Source organism: Virgibacillus natechei (genome assembly GCF_026013645.1).
GTDB lineage: Bacteria > Bacillota > Bacilli > Bacillales > Amphibacillaceae > Virgibacillus_L > Virgibacillus_L natechei.
This window is the reverse complement of sequence record NZ_CP110224.1, coordinates 2672427-2692149: the sequence shown is the minus strand read 5'-3', so window position 1 is coordinate 2692149 and position 19723 is coordinate 2672427. Positions and strand designations below refer to the sequence as shown.

Annotated in this window: 17 protein-coding genes and 3 pseudogenes; 12 read left to right on the top strand and 8 right to left on the bottom strand. The window is 38.6% G+C overall.

Annotation, left to right across the window (positions count from 1 at the left end; genetic code table 11):
- Positions 1 to 8: 8 nt before the first annotated feature.
- From OLD84_RS13920 to OLD84_RS13905, 4 genes are all read left to right on the top strand, one after another.
- A complete protein-coding gene (locus OLD84_RS13920) occupies positions 9 to 1496 on the top strand; it encodes a tripartite tricarboxylate transporter permease (protein ID WP_209463838.1) in 1488 nt (495 codons plus the stop codon).
- 8 nt (positions 1497 to 1504) lie between these two features.
- A complete protein-coding gene (locus OLD84_RS13915) occupies positions 1505 to 2926 on the top strand; it encodes an SLC13 family permease (RefSeq protein WP_209463839.1) in 1422 nt (473 codons plus the stop codon).
- Between the two features lie 95 nt (positions 2927 to 3021).
- Positions 3022 to 3432 carry an MFS transporter gene (locus tag OLD84_RS13910; RefSeq protein WP_264917214.1) on the top strand — a complete coding sequence of 137 codons (411 nt, stop codon included), beginning with the start codon at positions 3022 to 3024 and terminating at the stop codon, positions 3430 to 3432.
- Entirely contained in the window at positions 3377 to 4270 is an 894-nt protein-coding gene (locus OLD84_RS13905) for an MFS transporter (RefSeq protein WP_264917213.1), read from the top strand. Before OLD84_RS13910 ends, OLD84_RS13905 begins: the two co-directional genes overlap by 56 nt.
- A gap of 197 nt (positions 4271 to 4467) precedes the next feature.
- On the opposite strand, the gene OLD84_RS13900 is transcribed toward OLD84_RS13905, so the two are convergent.
- Positions 4468 to 4917, bottom strand: a complete 450-nt coding sequence (locus tag OLD84_RS13900) for an Lrp/AsnC family transcriptional regulator (protein ID WP_209463840.1) — start codon at positions 4915 to 4917, stop codon at positions 4468 to 4470.
- A 189-nt stretch (positions 4918 to 5106) separates the two neighbouring features.
- On the opposite strand from OLD84_RS13900, the gene ggt reads away from it, so the two are divergent.
- From ggt to OLD84_RS13885, 3 genes are read left to right on the top strand one after another with little or no spacing between them, the layout of a single operon-like run.
- A complete protein-coding gene (gene ggt, locus OLD84_RS13895) occupies positions 5107 to 6720 on the top strand; it encodes a gamma-glutamyltransferase (protein ID WP_209463841.1) in 1614 nt (537 codons plus the stop codon).
- Between the two features lie 39 nt (positions 6721 to 6759).
- Entirely contained in the window at positions 6760 to 7341 is a 582-nt protein-coding gene (locus tag OLD84_RS13890) for a chromate transporter (protein ID WP_209463842.1), read from the top strand.
- Positions 7338 to 7868 carry a chromate transporter gene (locus OLD84_RS13885; protein ID WP_209463843.1) on the top strand — a complete coding sequence of 177 codons (531 nt, stop codon included), beginning with the start codon at positions 7338 to 7340 and terminating at the stop codon, positions 7866 to 7868. The genes OLD84_RS13890 and OLD84_RS13885 overlap by 4 nt, the downstream gene beginning before the upstream one ends.
- An 86-nt stretch (positions 7869 to 7954) precedes the next feature.
- Here OLD84_RS13885 and OLD84_RS13880 read toward each other — a convergent pair whose 3' ends face one another.
- The 3 genes from OLD84_RS13880 to OLD84_RS13870 all read right to left on the bottom strand — a co-directional run bounded on the left by OLD84_RS13880 (position 7955) and on the right by OLD84_RS13870 (position 12116).
- Positions 7955 to 8740, bottom strand: coding sequence for an HAD family hydrolase (locus tag OLD84_RS13880; RefSeq protein WP_209463844.1), 786 nt, complete (start codon positions 8738 to 8740; stop codon positions 7955 to 7957).
- A 306-nt stretch (positions 8741 to 9046) separates the two neighbouring features.
- Complete coding sequence (locus OLD84_RS13875; RefSeq protein WP_209463845.1) at positions 9047 to 10744, bottom strand: M3 family oligoendopeptidase; 1698 nt, start codon at positions 10742 to 10744, stop codon at positions 9047 to 9049.
- A gap of 124 nt (positions 10745 to 10868) precedes the next feature.
- Positions 10869 to 12116, bottom strand: coding sequence for a SulP family inorganic anion transporter (locus tag OLD84_RS13870; protein ID WP_209463846.1), 1248 nt, complete (start codon positions 12114 to 12116; stop codon positions 10869 to 10871).
- Between the two features lie 125 nt (positions 12117 to 12241).
- Between OLD84_RS13870 and OLD84_RS13865 the strand changes: the two genes are divergently transcribed.
- Together OLD84_RS13865 and OLD84_RS13860 are read left to right on the top strand one after the other, a co-directional pair.
- A complete protein-coding gene (locus tag OLD84_RS13865) occupies positions 12242 to 12469 on the top strand; it encodes a DUF2164 domain-containing protein (protein ID WP_209463847.1) in 228 nt (75 codons plus the stop codon).
- 20 nt (positions 12470 to 12489) lie between these two features.
- On the top strand, positions 12490 to 12684 hold the full coding sequence (locus OLD84_RS13860; protein ID WP_209463848.1) for a YwbE family protein: 195 nt from the start codon (positions 12490 to 12492) through the stop codon (positions 12682 to 12684).
- Positions 12685 to 12715: 31 nt separating this feature from the next.
- On the opposite strand, the gene OLD84_RS13855 is transcribed toward OLD84_RS13860, so the two are convergent.
- A complete protein-coding gene (locus tag OLD84_RS13855; RefSeq protein ID WP_209463849.1) occupies positions 12716 to 13918 on the bottom strand; it encodes a dicarboxylate/amino acid:cation symporter in 1203 nt (400 codons plus the stop codon).
- Positions 13919 to 14095: 177 nt separating this feature from the next.
- On the opposite strand from OLD84_RS13855, the gene OLD84_RS13850 reads away from it, so the two are divergent.
- A complete protein-coding gene (locus tag OLD84_RS13850) occupies positions 14096 to 14386 on the top strand; it encodes a hypothetical protein (RefSeq protein ID WP_209463850.1) in 291 nt (96 codons plus the stop codon).
- A 306-nt stretch (positions 14387 to 14692) separates the two neighbouring features.
- Positions 14693 to 16006 (top strand): annotated as a pseudogene (locus OLD84_RS13845) (IS91 family transposase).
- Between the two features lie 263 nt (positions 16007 to 16269).
- On the opposite strand, the gene OLD84_RS13840 reads toward OLD84_RS13845, so the two are convergent.
- Positions 16270 to 16782, bottom strand: coding sequence for a type 1 glutamine amidotransferase domain-containing protein (locus tag OLD84_RS13840; RefSeq protein ID WP_209463851.1), 513 nt, complete (start codon positions 16780 to 16782; stop codon positions 16270 to 16272).
- 550 nt (positions 16783 to 17332) lie between these two features.
- Here OLD84_RS13840 and OLD84_RS13835 point away from each other — a divergent pair.
- A pseudogene (locus tag OLD84_RS13835) lies at positions 17333 to 17459 on the top strand (winged helix-turn-helix transcriptional regulator); the annotation flags it as partial.
- A gap of 356 nt (positions 17460 to 17815) precedes the next feature.
- Here the strand turns inward: OLD84_RS13835 and istB are convergent.
- Together istB and istA are read right to left on the bottom strand one after the other, a co-directional pair.
- The gene (gene istB / locus OLD84_RS13830; protein ID WP_264917212.1) at positions 17816 to 18544 is read right to left on the bottom strand and encodes an IS21-like element helper ATPase IstB; all 729 of its coding nucleotides are present in this window, start codon (positions 18542 to 18544) and stop codon (positions 17816 to 17818) included.
- Positions 18537 to 19721: pseudogene (gene istA / locus OLD84_RS13825) on the bottom strand (IS21 family transposase); the annotation flags it as partial. The pseudogene istA and the gene istB, both read right to left, overlap by 8 nt.
- Between the last annotated feature and the right edge of the window lie 2 nt (positions 19722 to 19723).

The following is a 19723-nucleotide window of genomic DNA, read 5'->3' as shown; positions in this document are numbered from 1 at the left end:
GGTAGCATATGGGATCGATAGAAGGACTATTAACTGGTTTTCAAACCGCGTTTAGTATAGAAGGTATTTTATTTGTGATGATCGGTGTCCTTGTAGGAACATTTATTGGTATGCTTCCTGGTTTAGGACCTATTACTGCAATAGCTGTTATGATTCCCATTACATTTGGGATGGATCCAACAACAGCACTAATCATGATGGCAGGTGTATATTATGGTGCTGTTTTTGGAGGATCGACTTCTTCCATCTTATTAAATGCCCCAGGGATATCTGGAACAGTTGCTTCATCTTTTGATGGCTATCCGATGGCGCAGCAAGGTAAAGCAGGAAAGGCACTTGCTATTGCAGCGATTGCTTCCTTTACCGGTGGTACAGTTAGTGTTGTGTTATTAATGTTGCTCGCTCCGGCACTTTCAAGTGTAGCAATTGCATTTGGTCCGCCTGCATATTTTGCCCTTATGTTTATGGGGTTAACAGCGATATCAAGTTTATCAGAGGGTTCAACCATTAAAGCATTAATTTCAGCTGTTGTTGGGTTTATGGTGGCAACAATTGGGATTGATGGTCAGACCGGAACACAGCGATTTACATTTGGTAATGTGAATTTACTGGAAGGCCTGGATTTTTTGGTTATAGCTTTAGGTTTATTTGCTTTAGCGGAAGTGTGTACATTGATTATAAATAGAAAGGATAGATCCATACAGAATGCTCATAAACTTGGAAGTTTGCGTCTTACCAAAAAAGATTTTAAGGAAATGAGTGGTCCTGTTACAAGACAATCGTTTTTAGGATTTATACTTGGCGTATTACCTGGTGCGGGTGCGACAATTGCATCGTTTATTTCTTATATTTCAGAAAAGAGAATAGCTAAAAAGCCAGAAGAATTTGGTAAGGGATCAGTAAAAGGACTTGCAGCCCCAGAAGCGTCTAACAATGCAGCAACAAGTGGTGCTTTTGTTCCATTGTTAAGTTTAGGTATCCCGGGATCAGGAACCACTGCTGTTATGTTGGGGGCCTTTATTGTATTAGGAGTACAGCCTGGGCCGTTATTAATGACAGATCGTCCAGAAATCTTTTGGGGAATTATTGCAAGTATGTACATAGGGAATGTGTTTTTGTTGATTTTAAATTTACCTTTAATTCCTTATTTCGCAAAAATACTAACGGTACCACGCCCGCTACTAATCTCATTGGTAATTATGTTTAGTATGATCGGTGTTTATGCGATAAGTTTTAACACATTTGATTTATATATGTTACTACTATTTGGGGTAATAGGATTCTTGATGAGGTTATTTGCGTTTCCTGCACCTCCATTAATACTAGCATTTATTCTAGGTGGGATGATGGAACAATCCTTTAGACAGTCATTAACGATTTCAAATGGTAGTTTGATGGTTTTTGTAACTGAACCAATTGCTTTATCGTTACTTATTATTGCATTGCTTACTTTTGTTGTACCGCTCATACGTCAATTACGTAAACAAAAAGGATAATGAATATAATGAAGTCTACCTTAAGTAAGGATATACTTTTTAACAAAAAATTATTATTAAATCTTTTTTTGATGGTTATGGTTTTGTGTGGTTTCTTGGTAGGTAAATCGACTTTTTTGATGAGTTTTACGGGTGAGCAGCAACTAACATTAGGGTTATTGGTATTCGCTGTATATCTGTGGGTAGCTGCGCCGATCCCTACTGGAGCAAGTAGTATATTGCTTATAGCACTTATGCTTGTTCTAAATTTAGTTGATAATGTTGAAGGTGCAGTAGCAGGATTTTTATCACCCGCCCTTTACTTCATTTTAATAGTATCGATTCTTAGTCAAGCATTAGTGAAGGTAGGAATAGATAAAGTTATTGCACAATTTTTAATCAAAATTAGTAAAAGCGGCCCTCGTTATATAATTATAGGACTTCCTATTTTTATTCTGATTTTACCTATATTACTACCATCTGCGGTAGCAAGATTTAAAATGTTGTATCCCTTGATTAACAGTATGAACCAGTTATACGGGTTTAGTGAGAAGAGTATCTTTCAAAAATACGGGATCTATATCATAGGTATGATGAATCAAAATGCAACAATGGTTATTTTTACCGGGGGCGGGTTTCCGATTCTCGCTTCCCAACTATTAAATGATTATAATGTTGCTGATTTAGGATGGCTCGATTGGTTTCTTATGGTTGCGCCTCCCCTTTGGATAGGATCCTTATTCATGGTTTTGTTTGTCTGGAACTTTTTGAAAATAACCATGCCAGAAGAAAAAATAGTTAGATCGAACAGTAATGAAGAAATAGAGCTTAGACCAAGAGATCCTTTATCTATCAAACTTTGGGTCGTTTTATTAAGTTTTTTAACAATGATTATTACTTGGATTGTCACAGATCAGGAACAGGTTCCGCTTTTGCTTCCGCCCATGCTATTAGTTGCATTTTATTCCATACCAAAAATAGGGCTGGTTACAAATAAAGTAATTCGTGAATATGATTGGGAGAATTTTTTATTGTTAGGTGCATCCTTTTCATTAGGAATACTATTATCGGAGAATGGTACTGCTGAAGTTTTAGCAGATGTATTAATTGGAGTTATTCCTGGGGATATAAGTATCGTAAGTAAAGTGATTATTATTGCGTTTATTGTTTTCCTATTACGATTTTTCTTTATTGTTCCATCATCTGCAGTTATTGTTATTTTTCCGATAGTTATGTCGTATTCTGAATTAATCGGTATACCTCCCATGCAACTTGCATTTTTAGTTATATTGGTGATAGGGAGTATGATGATATTGCCAATTCATTCAACAACAACTTACTTAGCATATGAGACCGGAGTCTTTTCAAAGAAAGATCAATATGTGATTGGACTTGTGTCCAGTGTGACTTTCATGTTTATAGCTATTTTTGCAGCACTATATTTTTGGTGAGAAGAAGAATCAACAGTTATTTTGATGAATTTTAAAAATATAATATAATATCATCAATGATTTGATCGAATACCGCTAAAAGAGATGAGTAATATATGGGGACATTTAAAAAAAGAACAGGGATACAAACCCACAATCCTTGGCAAATGTTAGTGTGGCTTTTTTTAATACAAGTTCTTGTTGCGTTGGTTGGAAGAAGCCTCGCGCCGCTTGGGGTGCTATTTGAAGAAGATTTATCATTAACAAAAGCACAAATTGGAATGCTTCCTGCTGCACTTTTTTTTGGGCAATCCCTTGTTTCAATTCCTGCAGGATTTTTAGTAGATCGTATCGGCACAAGGAAGTTGCTTATTATCTTGTCCGTGTGCTTAGGAACAAGTTTTTTGCTGATGACTTTTACATCAGTTTATATTTTAATACTAATTTTAATTGCTTTGGGTGGATTTGGCTATGGAGCTATGCATCCGACTTCAAACAAAGGGGGTTATCTATTGGTTTTCTACTAAAAAACGCGGTATTGCAATGGGAATTAAGCAGACGGGAGTGACACTAGGTTCTGCTCTTGCCGCCCTTATTCTACTTCCTCTTGCCAGTGAGTTGGGGTGGCGTCCTGTTCTTTTCGGCGCCTGTTTACTTTTGATGGTCGCTGGATGTATAGCTTTCAGGTTTTACAATGATCCGCCGGTAGAAAAAAATAACCATTCCATTAATGTAGGTCAGCCCCGTTTCTTGACGTCTGTATATACGCTGTTCAAACATAAAGCTTTTATGTTGGTTAGTATAAGTGCTGTGGGATTAAATGGCGGACAGATGATTTTAAATACCTATATTGTGTTATTTGCATATGAAATACTTGGAATAAGTTTATTTTTATCAGGTATTTTACTTGTCATTTCTGAAGCTAGTGGATCGATTGGGCGAGTGGTTTGGGGTATAATCAGTGATACCTTGTTTAATGGAAAAAGAGTCATTATTTTAATTATTATTGCAATGGTTTCAGCTGTTTCCGCATTAACACTAACATTGCTTCCTGCTGATTCACCGTTCTGGATGGTAGTACCGATTATAATGATTTTTGGTTTTTGTATTTCCGGATTCAATGGAATATGGATGAACGCTGTTACAGAATTTGTACCACGGGAACAATCAGGTGTCGCGAGCGGTTTCAGTATTATGCAGGGCTCTTGGGGGGTTATTATTGCTCCTCCACTATTTGGATTAATGGTTGATCTTGGTAATTATCAATTAGGATGGATGTTTCTATTTGCTATTTTGTTAATAATTGCTATCTTATTGATTTTAGTAATTTTTATAGAAGATAAACCTCTTCAATCGGAAAAATAATTTGATAGCATTAGATTTTCTAATTCAAATAAACACAAAGAAGACTGTCATTTAAAAATGGCAGTCTTTATCAAAAGATATGAAAGTAATTTTGGGGCGCCCAAACTTTTGATTACGCAATCTATCCCGCCGATTTCTACCAATTTTTCACTCCCGGAACTTGGAGTCTGGAAAAGAGCTCATCTAAATCTTTATGGTTACAACTTATACCCTGTCCTGCTTTTAAACCGCTTCAAAATCACTGAACTCTCGACACGGGTAATCCCTTCCACCGCATATAATTCGTTATTAATAAACACTTCCAGCATCTGAAAATCTTCCACAAGTACATGCATATGCAGTGTACTGGGGCCGGTCATTTGATAGATACTTGCAACGCTTGGATTGTCTGCAAGATTTTGTGCTACTTGCTGTAATTGTTTCGGTTCCACATCAACTTCAAAGAAGGCTGATACCTTTTTCCCTGCTTTCTCAGAGTTAATGACAACGGTGAATTTCTCGATAATACCACTATCCTGTAGGTTCTTAATTCTATCTTTAACAGCTACACGGGATAAACCTACTTTTTCAGCTAATTCTACATAGGATAATCGTCCATCCTCAGCCAGTTCTTCTAATAATTTTTTATCGATGTCATCATATTTCATAGCAAGGCTCCTAAAGAAATGTCATTTACATTCTATTGTAACACAAAATGAAGGTTTTAATAATAAAAAATAGCTAAAATGAAAGTTAACGAGCTAAAAACCTTAATATTTGATTGACAAAACAGGGGTTATTTCGTATCATATTATATAATTCAGAACTATCATACTTAATGAAGGGGGAGCTTAAATATGAAATCTTTTTCGAATAAATCCAATCCATATCCGGTTACACGGCATGCTACATATGCAAAAAATGGGATGGTAGCAACGTCACAGCCTCTCGCGGCTCAAGCTGGTCTAGAAATTTTGAAAAAGGGTGGGAATGCGATTGATGCAGCGATTGCTACGGCAGCTTGTTTAACGGTAGTAGAGCCGACTTCTAATGGTATTGGCGGTGATGCATTTGCATTGGTATGGACGAAAGGGAAGCTACACGGCTTGAATGCCAGTGGTCGCTCCCCTAAAAATATATCCATTGAGGCTGTAAAGGAAGCTGGTTATGATGAAATTCCGACACATGGTTGGATTCCTGTTACGGTGCCTGGGGTTCCGGGAGCATGGGCAGAGCTTTCTGAGGAATTTGGCAAACTCCCATTTAAAGAAGTCATGCAACCAGCTATCGACTATGCTTCAGAAGGTTATCCAATCTCACCAACATTAGGTAATTATTGGAATAAGGCCTATACAGGTTTTAAAACAAAATTAACGGATGCTGTATTTCGTAATTGGTTTAACACGTTTGCGCCGAATGATCGCGCACCTAAAGTTGGGGAGGTTTGGTCATCTCCAGATCATGCGAAAACACTGGAGTCTATTGCCAACACGAATGCTGAGTCTTTTTATCGCGGGGAAATAGCTGAGAAAATAGCTGCATTCTCAAAAGAGCATGGTGGTTTTCTATCAGCAGAAGATTTAGCAGATCATCAGGCGGAATGGGTTGACCCTATAAAAGTTAATTACCGTGGGTATGATGTATGGGAGGTACCGCCGAATGGACAAGGAATCGTTGCGCTTCAAGCGTTAAATATGTTGAAAGGATTCACATTTACAGAAAAAGAAGCAGCAGCTACCTATCATAAGCAAATGGAAGCAATTAAACTGGCCTTTGCAGATGGTCAGAAACATGTAACAGAAGAAAATTCTATGAGGTACACAACCGAGCAAATCTTGAGTGAGGATTACGCAGAAACACGAAGAAGCTTAATCTCTGATGAAGCAATACAGCCTGAAGCTGGTGAACCTTCTAGTAGTGGAACGGTTTATTTATCAACTGCAGATAATGAAGGGAATATGGTTTCATTTATCCAGAGTAACTACATGGGATTTGGTTCAGGCTTAGTGATTCCAGGTACCGGAATAGCTTTACAGAACCGAGGACATAATTTTTCCATGGATCCCAGTCATGTCAATGCACTGGAGGGTGGTAAACGAACGTTTCATACGATTATCCCTGGATTTTTAACAAAAGGAAATCAGCCTATAGGGCCATTCGGTGTCATGGGTGGATTTATGCAGCCCCAAGGGCATGTGCAAGTGGTGATGAATACCATTGACTTTGGCATGAATCCTCAAGCTGCACTGGATGCGCCACGTTGGCAATGGATAAAGGATAAGACTGTGGAAGTGGAGCATCGATTTGCTCATCATACTGCGCAAGAACTGGCTGAAAAAGGGCATGATATACGTATTCAGCTAGAGCCGAATAGTTTCGGGCGCGGACAGATTATTTGGCGTGATGCCGAAACGGGTGTGTTAGTCGGTGGAACGGAATCTCGCACAGATGGAACGATTGCTGCGTGGTAGTTTTTCAGTAAATTAATAAGTAAAGGTTCGTGGCATCATATGAAGATACATTGGGATATTTTTATGGCATTTTTTCGAGTTGGAATGCTCGGATATGGTGGTGGTCCTGCCTCCATTCCATTAATTCAAAAGGAAGTAGTGGGGAAATACAAGTGGATGAGTGATGAGGAATTTGGGGATATACTAGCAATGGGAAATACACTTCCGGGACCAATTGCTACTAAGTTAGCTGGTTATATTGGCTATCGTGTTCGTGGCCTATGGGGAATGATTAACGCTGTTCTGGCAACAACTGTACCGACCATTATTTTGATGATTGTTTTATTGAGATCTTTATCCTCGATTAAAGATTTTGATTGGGTGCAGGGAATGACTGCGGCGGTCATTCCAGTTGTCGGTGTAATGCTCGCAGTATTGACATGGCAGTTTATCGATAAGGCAGTTGGTGGAATGGGCTGGTTGCAAACAGGGATAATGAGTATTTTTATTTTTATACTGTTACAGTTTATGAATGTGCATCCAGGTATCGTGATTGCGGCTCTACTGATTATTGCCCTATTAAAAAAAGATACATCCAAGAAAGAGAAAGACACTGGCAGTAAAGAAGGTGATCCATCATGACGACATATTGGGAAATATTTGTGGCATTTTTCATACCTGGAATTCTTGGTTATGGTGGAGGGCCTGCATCCATTCCGCTAGTAGAAAATGAAGTTGTCGATCGATATGGCTGGATGACCGTACAGGAATTCAGTGAAGTGTTGGCACTCTCCAATTCATTGCCAGGGCCGATCGCCACAAAGATGGCTGGTTATATTGGGTATGAAGTAGGTGGAGTGCTGGGATCATTTATTGGTGTTTTTGCTGCAGTTGCGCCTTCTCTCATTATTATGATTTTATTATTAGGGTTTTTGTTAAAATATAAAGACTCGCCAAAAGTGAAGCGATTGACATTATATATCCGTCCAGTTATTGCTATATTGCTTGGTGTTATGGCTTGGCGATTTTTCCAGGAATCTTACGTGGATATTGGTATATGGCAAACCGCTCTTATTGCAGTTGCAAGCTATTTGTTGATGGAACGACTTAAGTTCCACCCAGCATTTGTGATTATAGGCGCATTTGTGTATGGTGGATTCTTTTTATAGATACATTGAATAAGAGCTAAGTCCTTTTGTAGGCTTAGCTCTCATTTTTTGCATTTACCCCAGTAAATCCCCAATTGAATGAAGTTTTACTTTACTAAGCCTATTTTCTGTAACCCATTATAAATACCAGACTCTGTTACAGAAGTGGTTGTGTGTTTGGCATAGGCGAAAAGATCAGGATGTGCATTTTCCATGGCGAACCCTTCTCCAACAGCTTGCAGCATTTCTTTATCATTCATTCCATCTCCAAATGCAATAGCCTGTTCTTTCGGGATATTTAACCGTTTTAGGATCGCGTTAATCGCTTCTCCTTTATTGACGTTTTTTCGGATTATATCATAGGACATTGGAACTCCTTCGATATTTACCACAGAAAGTCTGAGGTTTGTTTCTAGTTCATACAGTGCAGCATCGGCAGGATCGAGATTTATCACGGTAGCGCCGATGATTTTATCTGCTACATCATTTGAGTATATTTCATTTTTTGTTAACTGAAATACGTGATTGAACTGTTGAACCGCGGTGCTGTCCAATGATGTAAAATAATTCTTTTCGCTAGTATACATCACGATTTCAGACCCGTGTTCCTTAGCGATTTTTATAAATTGATGAACCAGGTTTTTGCCTATGGGCTCATCAATAATAGTCTCATTCTGATATACGGCATATGCGCCGTTGTAGCCGATAAGCGATTCCACATGTAGTTCTTCTGCAAGGGCGTCTACTTCATGAAGTGGTCGCCCCGTACATATAAAAACCTCAACACCTTGATTTTTGGCTTGTAAAATAGCGTCTTTGGTTGAATCTGTATACGTATGATCAGGTTTTAAAATGGTTCCATCAATGTCGAGAAAAAGTGCTTTGTAGGTCATGTTGTGCTCCTTTATGTAAAATTTAGTATAAAAACATCTTATCATAAAACACTATTGAAATCAGAAGTGAATGATCAGCAGCAAAAATAGTTTCCCTGTTCGTTCCATATATTTATCATAGGAAATTCGGCAAAATCAATATTGATTTGCAACTTTATGGGGGAGAAGATACCTAAGAATGCTAGAGGGTAATAGTGTGATTTTAAAAAGGGAACCGCGCTTTGCTTTGAGTGCGGTTCCTTTTTAAGAAAGTCTAAATTTGAAGAGACCGGCTCTTATATGTGGCTGCTAAAAGAATGATTTTTCTCATAATGCTTTATCATCCGTCGAATCAAGCCACGCTTCAATCGTACCTACAACTGACTCGACAGTGCCTTCTTCAAATGGGGAACGGAGATTTGCCGTCTCCACGAGTTCCAGAAAGGGTTTTGAGCCGCCTAATTTACATAAGTTTACGTAGTCATCCCAAGCAGCCGCCTGATTTTCACGTGATCGTTTCCAGAATTGGAAGGCGCAGATTTGTGCTAGTGTATAATCAATATAATAAAATGGATCTTCATAAATATGCCCTTGACGCTGCCAAAAAGCACCAGACCCGAGGTAAGCATTGCCATCATAATCTCGATGTGGCAGGTAAATTTGTTCTAATTTTCGCCAAGCCTGATTGCGCTCATCCGGCGTCCATTCCGGATTTTCATAGACGAGATGCTGGAATTCATCAACAGCAACACCGTATGGTATAAACGTGAGCCCTTCCGACAAGTGCGCATATTTGTATTTATCCGTGTCTTCTTTGAAAAATAACTCCATCCAAGGCCAGGTGAAAAATTCCATGCTCATCGAATGGATTTCGGCTGCTTCGTGGGTTGGATACAGGTATTCCGGAACACCGATATCACTACTGAAATAATCCTGGAATGCATGCCCTGCCTCATGTGTCAATACATCGACATCACCTGACGTTCCATTAAAATTCGCGAAAATGAACGGAGATTGATAGTCTTCCAGATAGGTGCAATATCCACCTGCTTCTTTTCCTTTCTTTGCTTCAAGATCCATTAACTTACGATCAAGCATAAAGTGGAAAAATGCCTTCGTTTCCTCTGATAATTCTTCGTACATTTTTATACCATTTTCAATAATCCATTTAGAGGAACCTTTTGGTGTTGCATTCCCATTTTTGAATACAAAATTTTCATCATGGAATTTAAAGGTGTCTACACCAATGCGCTCTGTTTGCTTTTTGTATAATTTGGATGCTATCGGCACAATGATATCACGCACTTGCTTGCGGAATACGGCAACCATGTCAGGATCATAATCAAAGCGCTGCATTCGTATATATCCAAGTTCCACAAAATTTTTATATCCCAGTGTTGTTGCGATTATATGACGTACTTTTACCAATTGATCATAGATATCATCGAATTTGTCTGCATTCTTTTCAAAAAATCCTGTGCTTGCCTCAATAGCTTGTTTTCGGCGCGAGCGATCTGTATCTTGTGTGAATGGTTCGAGCTGTGCAAGTGTATAGGTTTTTCCTTCGAATTCCACTTCCGCTGATGCGACCAGTTTTGAGTACTCAGACATGAGCCTGTTTTCCTTTTGCAGCAGCTCAATGATTTCCGTTGAAAATTCTCTGATTTGGAAATCAGCAATGTTGAATAGTTGGGTTCCCCATTTTTTTTCAAGTTTCTCACGATAAGGAGATTTTACTAATTTCTTATAAAACGCTGTATCCATAGCTGTTATTTCAGGATCCATTTCATCGGTAAAATCACGTTCTTTTTGGTAAAATTCATCATTAGTGTCGATGGACGCGCGAATAAAAACCAGCTCAAATAGGGTTGATAGTCTCTGGCGAAATGCATTAATCGCCTCAACAGCGTTTGTCGCCTCCTCAGTCGATTTGGCACTGGTAAAGGCTTCCAGTAACGCTTTGAAATTGTTCTTCTCTTCTTCCATATTTGGTCGCTCGTATGTAAACTCCTCGAATGTTTTCATAGATAATCCTCCCTTGTACATCTATTATACGCCATCAAAAGAAAAAATCCTGCATTAATATTTTTCGACAAAAACCGGGGCGTGCCTGTCACTGTTCGGTGTTTACCCGAACAGTGACAGACTTTTACTGCTTCAGTAGCTTAATGATGATCGAGAGAAAAATACCTATTATTAGTCCGAGAAATATATCAATCATTAAGGTGGCTATAAAGGTAGTAAGAAAAATGATAGCATCAGAAATTTTGTTTTTCAGATAATAGATCAGTTGTTTAATATTAATCAGATTGGCGACAGCAACAATGATAATTGCTGCAAGTGTTGCATTTGGCAAATAATAAAATAAAGGGGTTAAATAAAGGGTAGCGAACAGCATAAAAAGGGCTGTCACGATTAGGGATAAATTAGTTTTAGCACCTGATTGGTAGTTTACAGCTGTTCTTGAAATAGCCCCTGCAACCGGAATGGAGCCAACAAATGAACTTGTGATATTGGCTAGTCCTAAACCGCGTAATTCCTGATTTGGATCTAGACGTTCGTTATCTTTATTCGCTAACTGCTTTGCAACTGCATAGGACTCAACAAAGGCTATAAACGTAATCATAAAAGCAACTGGAAACAATAGTTGAATGGTTTCAAGTGTAGGGGTATGGAAAGAAAACGCTGGTAATGCTTGTGGAATACCTCCTACGATAGCCACCCCTTTTTCGTTTAAATTAAAATAATCCACAATGATAATCGATGTAAAAATAACGATAAATGCTCCAGGAATGGCGGGATATTTTTTCTTTATTAATAACAAAAGGAAAATACTTCCTAAAGCAATTCCAACCGTATAAGCGTTTGATTCAGGAAGGTGCTTTATGATTTCAATAGCATGCGTTATAAGGTCGTTATAGCTGGACAAAGAGACCCCCATCATTGCACTTATTTGGTTTGATGCAATAATAACAGCCGCCGCAGAAATAAATCCGTTAATGACAGCATAAGAGACAAAGTTGAAAAAAGACCCAACTTTTATCAAGCTTAGAAAGAGTTGAATCCCCCCAACAAGTAATGTCAGTATGACCATTAGCTCCATAAAGTGAGAAGAATCAGCTTGTACAATGCCAGAGATACCAGAAAATGCTAGAAGCGAGACAATGGATACTGGACCCACTGATAAATACGCTGAAGATCCAGCTAATGCATACATAAGTAATGGGAAGGTACCAGCAAATAAACCAAGGGATATGGGGACGCCTGCGATGATTGCATAGGCCATGCTTTGGGGAATTAGCAATATCGCAACAATCAATCCAGCGGTAATGTCTCCTGTTAAGTTAGACTTATTGTAGGATAGAAGTTGTTTTAATCCAGGAAATAGGTTGTACATCAGATAATCCTCCCCTTTAAGCATTTAGCATGTACTTGTACTATATTTTGTGGGGGAGTGATTTATTCTATTAAGTAGTAACTTGAAAATGTTATAATGAAATAAAAAGAAATGAGAAGGATAAAATGAAACCGAAATTCGAGTTAACAAAGGATCAAAAGAATGAAATGGTTGGCTTAATCCAAGGGTATTTCGAAAAGGAACGTAATGAGCAGATTGGTAATTTGGCGGCAATGTTAATGCTGGATTTTTTCATGGAAGAACTTGCGCCTGTGTTTTATAATAAAGGGGTAGAGGATAGTCATGCACATATGACCGAAAAGCTTGACGATATATTTGAGATTCAAAAATAGGATTTAAGGAGATTTGGAACATGGCAATTGACGGAAGACATCGCGCAAATATTCATCCAGGTTTAAAAGTTGAAATTGTATTGAAAAAGGATCAACGAACAGGCAAAACGACAAGTGGAATCGTAAAAGATCTGCTTACGAATTCCAACTTTCATCCACACGGAATAAAGGTACGATTGGAAGATGGACAGGTAGGGAGAGTCCATATGAACTAACAATTTTTGTAAGTTCATATGGACAACTACCTTATGCAGCAGGTGAATCCCTGTTTTTTTCGGATGAATCGACAACAACACTTGCTGATGCATCACCTGTGACGTTCACAGCAGTTCGCATCATATCCAGAATTCGATCTATACTGGCGACCAATGCAATTCCTTCAAGTGGAAGATTCACTGCAGCCAGAACCATTGTTAGCATAATTAAACCTGCGCCAGGTACACCTGCAGTTCCAATGGAAGCGAGCGTGGCAACTAATGCAACAGTCATAATTTGTGCAAAGGAAAGCTCAACGCTAAAATATTGTGCGATAAACAGAACGGCAACCCCTTGATAAATGGCTGTTCCATCCATGTTAATAGTTGCACCTAATGGAAGGACAAAGCTACTCGTTTCCTTTGATACACCTAAACTTTCTTGTGTGTTTTTCATGGTAACAGGTAAAGTTCCTGCACTGCTGGCTGTACTGAAGGCGACAGCTGTAGCTGGGAAAATACCTTTGAAAAAATCAAGCGGGTTTACTTTGGAAAATGTTTTGACAGCAGAGCCATAGACAACCACAGCATGAATGAGACAGGCGACAAGCATGGCGAGAATTAACTTGATCAGTGGTAATAAAACGGAAGCTCCATATTCCCCAACAATTGGTGCGAGTAAACCAAAAATCCCAAGCGGAACGAGCACCATAATCATGCCAGTAATTTTATACATAATCTCTGCGAATCCATCAAAAAAATGCTTTACAGGTGCTGCTTTTTCTCCAACTAAGATGATGCCGATTCCAAGAAAGATGGCGAAAAAGATAATTTGCAATACGTTACCACTTGTTAGGGCTTCGATCGGGTTTGTCGGAACAATATTTAATAATGTTTGAACGACTCCCTCGGTTTCATTAGATGTTACGGCGCCTTCATCGATTGAGACATCTGCACCAGTTCCAGGTGAAAATAGGTATCCAGCTGTCAGACCAATTGCTATGGCAATGAAGCCCGTCACAAGAAAGTAAGAAACGGTCTTTCCACCCAAGCGACCTAGTTTTTTGATATCGCCTGCACTAGTAACACCAACCACAATAGTTGATAAGATTAATGGAATAATAATGAATTGAATAAGTCGTAAAAATAAATCTCCAAGTGGCTGAACGAAGCTCGCCCTTTCTCCGAAAATCAAACCGACGATAATAGCGAGAATGAAAGCAGCAACAATTTGCCATATAATATTCTTCTTCATCGTCATTTTACCTCCTTTCTATTTTAGTTATATTACTATTCTATTCTCGTTTTCATCGAAAATTCTAAAAATTTTACATTAAACAAAGTTCGCATAAATTATCTATTCAATTGACTTTATATGCATAGACTTGTAAAATAAATGCAACAATACATATTACTTATGAGGTGAAAAATCATGATACAGTCAGTCTTCACAATTGGTGCTATTTTAACTGCCGTGGTTGTTGTGATCAGTTTATTTATGGCTAATGCTTCTACGAAGGAGTCGTATAAACGCTATTATCCAAGCATTTATTTAGGGATAGTTGGAATATTGTTGGTTTTAACTGGATCTGTAATGGAGCGAGTGGACATTATGGGAGCAGGTTTAGGCGGTTGGGGAATCGCAGCTATATTTGCTTCAGCTATTGGATTTGTTGTCACTTCTGTGATGGATGCATATAAAAATGCAGAACCAGATGCTTAATTTTAATGAGTGAAAAAGGGCGACATAGTCGCTCTTTTTTTTGTTGAATAGGAAACTATAGAATTTAAATGCTGTGGATAACTTAGTTACCGGAATAGCCAAGTCCAGCTCCAGCGCCCAGCGCGACTTCCTTCACCTCCTTACGATAAGTCAACATCGGATCCTTTCGTCGCCGTGTTTCCTTTATCTCCTCCGGCTCAGTCCAGTCCGTACGTCGCTAAACGGGCGCTTGCGCCTTTGTTCAAAGATAAGAAAGTATAAAATTTCATCCTACCATAGTGTTGATCACTGTGGTATTTTTGATATATGGAGAAAAACATTTTAAAACAAATTTTATTTGATGAAAATCAGCATTGGGGGTCATTTAAAAAGGAACACGGAGACAGGATCCGTCCAGTAGTCATCAAGGAGGTAGAGCGATTTCGAGACTGCGGGAATCCGAAAAATGGATTTAAACTCTTTGTTTGTGAAGGCTGTCATGATGTTCGAAGAGTTCCTTATCGGTGTAAAGGCCGCTTTTGCACCACCTGTTCCCTTGGAGAAAGTGAAGAGTGGAGTCGTCTACTAATGGAAGATGTTTTACAAGTGAACCACCGTCATGTGATATTTACGATTGATGAGGGACTACGGGATATATTTTTATTACATCGCCATCTGATAAAACCGTTGATGGATGAGGCAGCCAAGTTGATCCAAGACTACTTTGGAAAGAAGGCAAAGGTAAAACCGGGGATCATCGCTGGGCTGCATACATACGGTTCGAGGGTGAATTTTAATCCACATGTCCATATGTTAGTAACAATGGGAGGGATAACAAAAAAAGGAGAGTGGAAAGGACATGATTTTATTCCGTTCCAAATGCTTCGAAAGCAATGGCAGACCGTTGTTTTAAAGTTCATCCGAAAAAATCTGCCAAAGAAAGAAAAGAAAAAGGTTTAGCCTCGCTTACAAAAGGTTTTTTCCGAAAATGGAGAAGGCTTCTATGTATATGCGCCAAAACAGAGAGGAAAAATAAAGGATCAATTACGCTACATTGGCCGTTATATGCGTCGACCTGCGATTGGAATCAATTGGATTGAGGCATATGATGGACACTATGTCACCTTCAAGTATATCGATAAAAAAGATAAGCAAGAGAAGCGTGAAACGTTGACGGTGGAAGCGTTCATAAGCCGTTTAATCCGGCATATTCCGGATGAGCAATTCAAAACGATTCGTTATTATGGCATGTATTCGAGAAGAAGTAAAAGCTTGAGCAAAAAATTGCTGGCAGCATGGCAGCAAGGAAGAAAACGCTGGATACTAAAAGTGAAGAAAACATTACGCCGCCAGACCTGGAGAGAGCGTGTTATTTCCAGTGGCCAAAAAGACCCCATGATATGTCCGCATTGCGACAATTATTATGAGTACAAGGGAGAAGTATGTCCTGACGATGGTGGTAGACTGGAAATAAAAGTGGCATTAACTACAGAAGCAAGAAATTATTTGGAAAGGGTGATCCGCCATCTCGAAGGTACCAGGCAAGAACCGGAAAACTGGGAAGAGAAAAAAGAGGAAAGGAGCCAATCACTTACATCCGAAGAAGGCCTTCGTCAACTATCATTGTTTGACGTGTCATGAGGAAGAAGAAATCCCAAGTGAAGTAGTCAGAGAATTTGATTTGATGGATGGAGGAGATCCAACTGTTCCACCTCAGTTTCGTTGTGAGCAGTGTGGAGGAGAGATGTACCCGGCGTATTATAAAGGTGTCCATGGCCAGGAATATAAATTATCAGACGTCCACTAACTTGGAAAAGGACCGGGCGGGGTTTGCCCGGTCCTTTTCTTGTTTTAAGCAATAACATTCTCGGCTTCAAAACCCTGCCCGTTTAGATGAAAAGAAATTAAGCTTCTAAAAGTTTAAGTGACTCGCGATTGAAAGCTTCCAAATCATCCGGTGTACGGCTCGTAACAATGTTGCGGTCTATTACAACTTCTGCATCTTTCACAATTGCCCCTGCATTCTTAAGATCGTTACGGACTGATATAAAACTTGTCATCTCGTAACCTTTAATGAGATCTGTATCAATTAGGAATTGAGGGCCGTGGCAGATTGAGAACACCGGCTTCTGTTCTTTAATGAAGTGGGCAGCGAACTCCGCATTTTTCGGATTAATTCTCAAAAGATCGGGAGAGAAGCCACCAGGAACTAAAAGTGCATCGTAGTCTTTTGGAGTAACATCATCAAACCTCTTCTCGATTTTGAATTGTCCACCCTTATTTCCTGTAATTTCCATAGGGCCGTCGGCGTTAAGAAGTTCTACACTATGACCTGCTTCTTCTAAATGTTGAACTGGGTTGGTCAATTCAATATCTTCCACCCTATTTGTAACTAAGATTGCTACTTTCTTTGACATGTAACCATCCCTTTCTATTTTGTACTCCCCTTACTGTACAAGGTAATGAGGAGAAAGAAAAGCACGCACTTTTTTCATAGGTTCTAACCTTATGGTTACTATTGAGTCTTGCAGGGATACAGAGGCTATAATATTTTTTGAGTTTTTTGGTGAAGTATGAAGAGATGAATGAGTCAGGCAAATAAAATAGCATTTGTCTCAAGCATTATTTTTATGTTCTTTACTATAAAATAACCAAAACAACAACTATATTATAGTTAAGTGCCTTCTTTCTCTTAAGAAAAATCCTGCTTGGGCAATAGTGTCATAATAATACACAACATTTGTACAGCTTCACTATATCATCTTGTTATTAAAAACGGAGCGCTATTCCGCTTTCTTGTCTTCACTCTAAAGTTTAGAGGAATTTTATTCTAAATGAATAGTGAGTAATTAGAAGTAAATGAGATATTTTGAAAGGTTATGGAAACTGCCTTCAAAATTAGGCTATGAACTTTGTTAGCTGATGAGTGGACTTACATGAGTATTTATTAAAGTATAAATAAAGGAGCAAATTCCACCGCAAATTGAATATTCCATGACCGATTTGGGTTTTACCCTTTTGCCTATCATAGATGATGTATGGATGGGGCAGAACCAGAATCGATCAACTAAAATCTGAAAGTATGGAAAAATAGTCAACAAACCTCCTTTTTATAGTTTGTATATACGATTCTGAAAGTCTATTATAAACTTCTAGGGTCTCTTCTATTCTAACATTGTTTTTATACTTCTTCGAACAATGCTAAGAATTTTTTACTGACTTAGGTAAATATCGATTTTTGGACCAAAGAATTTCAGTCTCATTAGTCAACTTCGTATCAATAATTTTTATTGGTATAACCGAGTTAATATTCAAATGATCTAACATGTTATCAGGCAATATTATAGCTCCTAATCCCGAATTTACCAATTAGCTAGCTATTGTGTTTTGCAACCTAAAAGGTTACAAGATTGCAATGAAAAGGTTAGAACTTTGCCAGCCCATATTTTATTATGATTGATGATTCGAAAGCGCATGTGTGACGCGATAACTATCTCCAGTAAAGCTCAAAATGTGTGCGTGGTGAATAACTCGATCCACTAATGCAACTGTTAAACGTGCGTCTACAAATATTCTATTCCATTGACTAAATTCCAAATTGGAGGTAATCACAAGGCTAGACCTCTCATACCAATCAGATATCAATTGGAATAATAATTCAGCGCCTTCCTTACTAAATGGAACATATCCCATCTCGTCTAAAATAACCATATCTACTTTATTAAACCTGTTGCGTAAGGCTTGAAAGCGCCCTTCTCTCCAAGATTTTTCAAGTAGTTCTACCAAATCAGCCACTCGATAGAAACGGACTTCATATCCAGATCTACATGCCTTCCGCCCAAGCGCTGTAACCAGATGAGACTTTCCAGTCCCAGGTGCACCTGTTAAAATTAGATTCTCTTTTTTATCGATAAAATATAGTGATTCGAGACTTTCTCTATCCAATTGTGGAGGGAAACGAATATGTTCACTCCACCGGTAATCCTCTAAATCTTTTTCATTCATGAATTTCGCCTTTTTGATCAAACGCTCTCCTTTAGCTACCTCTCTATGTTCTAATTCCTGTTGTAATAAAGCCGAGATATACTGCTCAGGATTCTCGAAGGGAATCTGCTCATATATGTCTGCAACATATGCTAAACGTAACGATTTGCATTTCTCTCTAATCAAATTAGACATTCTCTACTTCCTCTCCTTTCAACGAATGGTTTAAAGGTTGAAGGGAGTCGTAGATACTCCAATTTACATCATACGGATGTGCAATCGAATCATGTAATGATTCATTTCCATTTTCTTTATCATCTACTGCTAACAATTCATAGAAACGCTCATCTATTTCTTGCATACTGTATTTTATTATTAAACTCTGTAACCAGTCGGCACGTTCTTTTCTGAGTTTCATTGATTCACTATTCAAATGATGCGCGATTCTTCCTGGAAGATATGGGAAGTATCTAGAATAGGTAATTGATCTTGGTTTCCTCATCCAATTTTTCAAAATGGATTGCCATGGAATTTCTCTAGAACGATTCATATATGGTCTAGGTCCCTTATAAAGCATTTCTCCTTGCGGAGAGACCACTTTAAAGTCATCCCAGTACTTAATTACGTACAATTGTGTATAGTGATAACTATTCGGTATGTGGATTTCCTTTCCATCAATTCTTACCTCACCATATTTATTAGCCGAAACCAGCGTTTTATTAAATACTGGATACTCTTTCTCAGGTAATGCGAGACCATATTTCTTTTCTTCCTTTATGAGATCAGCGATACAAATTCCCTTTTTATAATGCATTCTTAAATGATCATCCTGACAATGTTTGAACAATAACTCACGCAAGTGCGTCAAATCCTGAACAACCGGTGACGGCGTAAAGAAATTATATCGAACGTAACCAACCTTATTTTCTACATGCCCTTTTTCGTTTCCCTTTCTTGGATTACAGGCTATTGGCTCAAATCCATAGTGACTGGCAAATCGTTGAAAACCATCAGTGAAAATGGTTTCCTGACCATGACCTCTAGCCTTTACAACGGCTGCTGATAGATTATCTAACCGTAATTCCCTCGGAACAAAGCCGACTTGTGCAAAAAGTAGTTTAATACCTTCCAAAAAGCACTCTTGATTTTCTGCTGGCAATGGTGTTACAAAGCCTCCATTACTAAAGGGGAAACTCAAAATCAGACAATGGATATCTTTTACTTTCCCTTCATGTACAACTTCTGTAACTCCAAAGTCTATCTGTGCTTCCGCTGGGGGATGTGTTAACCTGTCATATTCCTCTTTTACTGTGTCAGTTTCATCTAACATTTTGTCTTTCCATTCAGCGATAAAGTTACAAACGGTTCGGTAAG

Coding starts and splice junctions, on each gene's coding strand:
- OLD84_RS13880 (WP_209463844.1), bottom strand. CDS start 8,740: ATGACCTACAAAGCACTTTTTCTCGACATTGATGGAACCATTTTAAAA.
- OLD84_RS13840 (WP_209463851.1), bottom strand. CDS start 16,782: ATGTCAAAGAAAGTAGCAATCTTAGTTACAAATAGGGTGGAAGATATT.
- OLD84_RS13860 (WP_209463848.1), top strand. CDS start 12,490: ATGGCAATTGACGGAAGACATCGCGCAAATATTCATCCAGGTTTAAAA.
- OLD84_RS13865 (WP_209463847.1), top strand. CDS start 12,242: ATGAAACCGAAATTCGAGTTAACAAAGGATCAAAAGAATGAAATGGTT.
- OLD84_RS13870 (WP_209463846.1), bottom strand. CDS start 12,116: ATGTACAACCTATTTCCTGGATTAAAACAACTTCTATCCTACAATAAG.
- istB (WP_264917212.1), bottom strand. CDS start 18,544: ATGTCTAATTTGATTAGAGAGAAATGCAAATCGTTACGTTTAGCATAT.
- OLD84_RS13885 (WP_209463843.1), top strand. CDS start 7,338: ATGACGACATATTGGGAAATATTTGTGGCATTTTTCATACCTGGAATT.
- OLD84_RS13900 (WP_209463840.1), bottom strand. CDS start 4,917: ATGAAATATGATGACATCGATAAAAAATTATTAGAAGAACTGGCTGAG.
- OLD84_RS13855 (WP_209463849.1), bottom strand. CDS start 13,918: ATGAAGAAGAATATTATATGGCAAATTGTTGCTGCTTTCATTCTCGCT.
- OLD84_RS13890 (WP_209463842.1), top strand. CDS start 6,760: ATGAAGATACATTGGGATATTTTTATGGCATTTTTTCGAGTTGGAATG.
- OLD84_RS13920 (WP_209463838.1), top strand. CDS start 9: ATGGGATCGATAGAAGGACTATTAACTGGTTTTCAAACCGCGTTTAGT.
- OLD84_RS13875 (WP_209463845.1), bottom strand. CDS start 10,744: ATGAAAACATTCGAGGAGTTTACATACGAGCGACCAAATATGGAAGAA.
- OLD84_RS13905 (WP_264917213.1), top strand. CDS start 3,377: ATGGAGCTATGCATCCGACTTCAAACAAAGGGGGTTATCTATTGGTTT.
- OLD84_RS13915 (WP_209463839.1), top strand. CDS start 1,505: ATGAAGTCTACCTTAAGTAAGGATATACTTTTTAACAAAAAATTATTA.
- OLD84_RS13910 (WP_264917214.1), top strand. CDS start 3,022: ATGGGGACATTTAAAAAAAGAACAGGGATACAAACCCACAATCCTTGG.
- ggt (WP_209463841.1), top strand. CDS start 5,107: ATGAAATCTTTTTCGAATAAATCCAATCCATATCCGGTTACACGGCAT.
- OLD84_RS13850 (WP_209463850.1), top strand. CDS start 14,096: ATGATACAGTCAGTCTTCACAATTGGTGCTATTTTAACTGCCGTGGTT.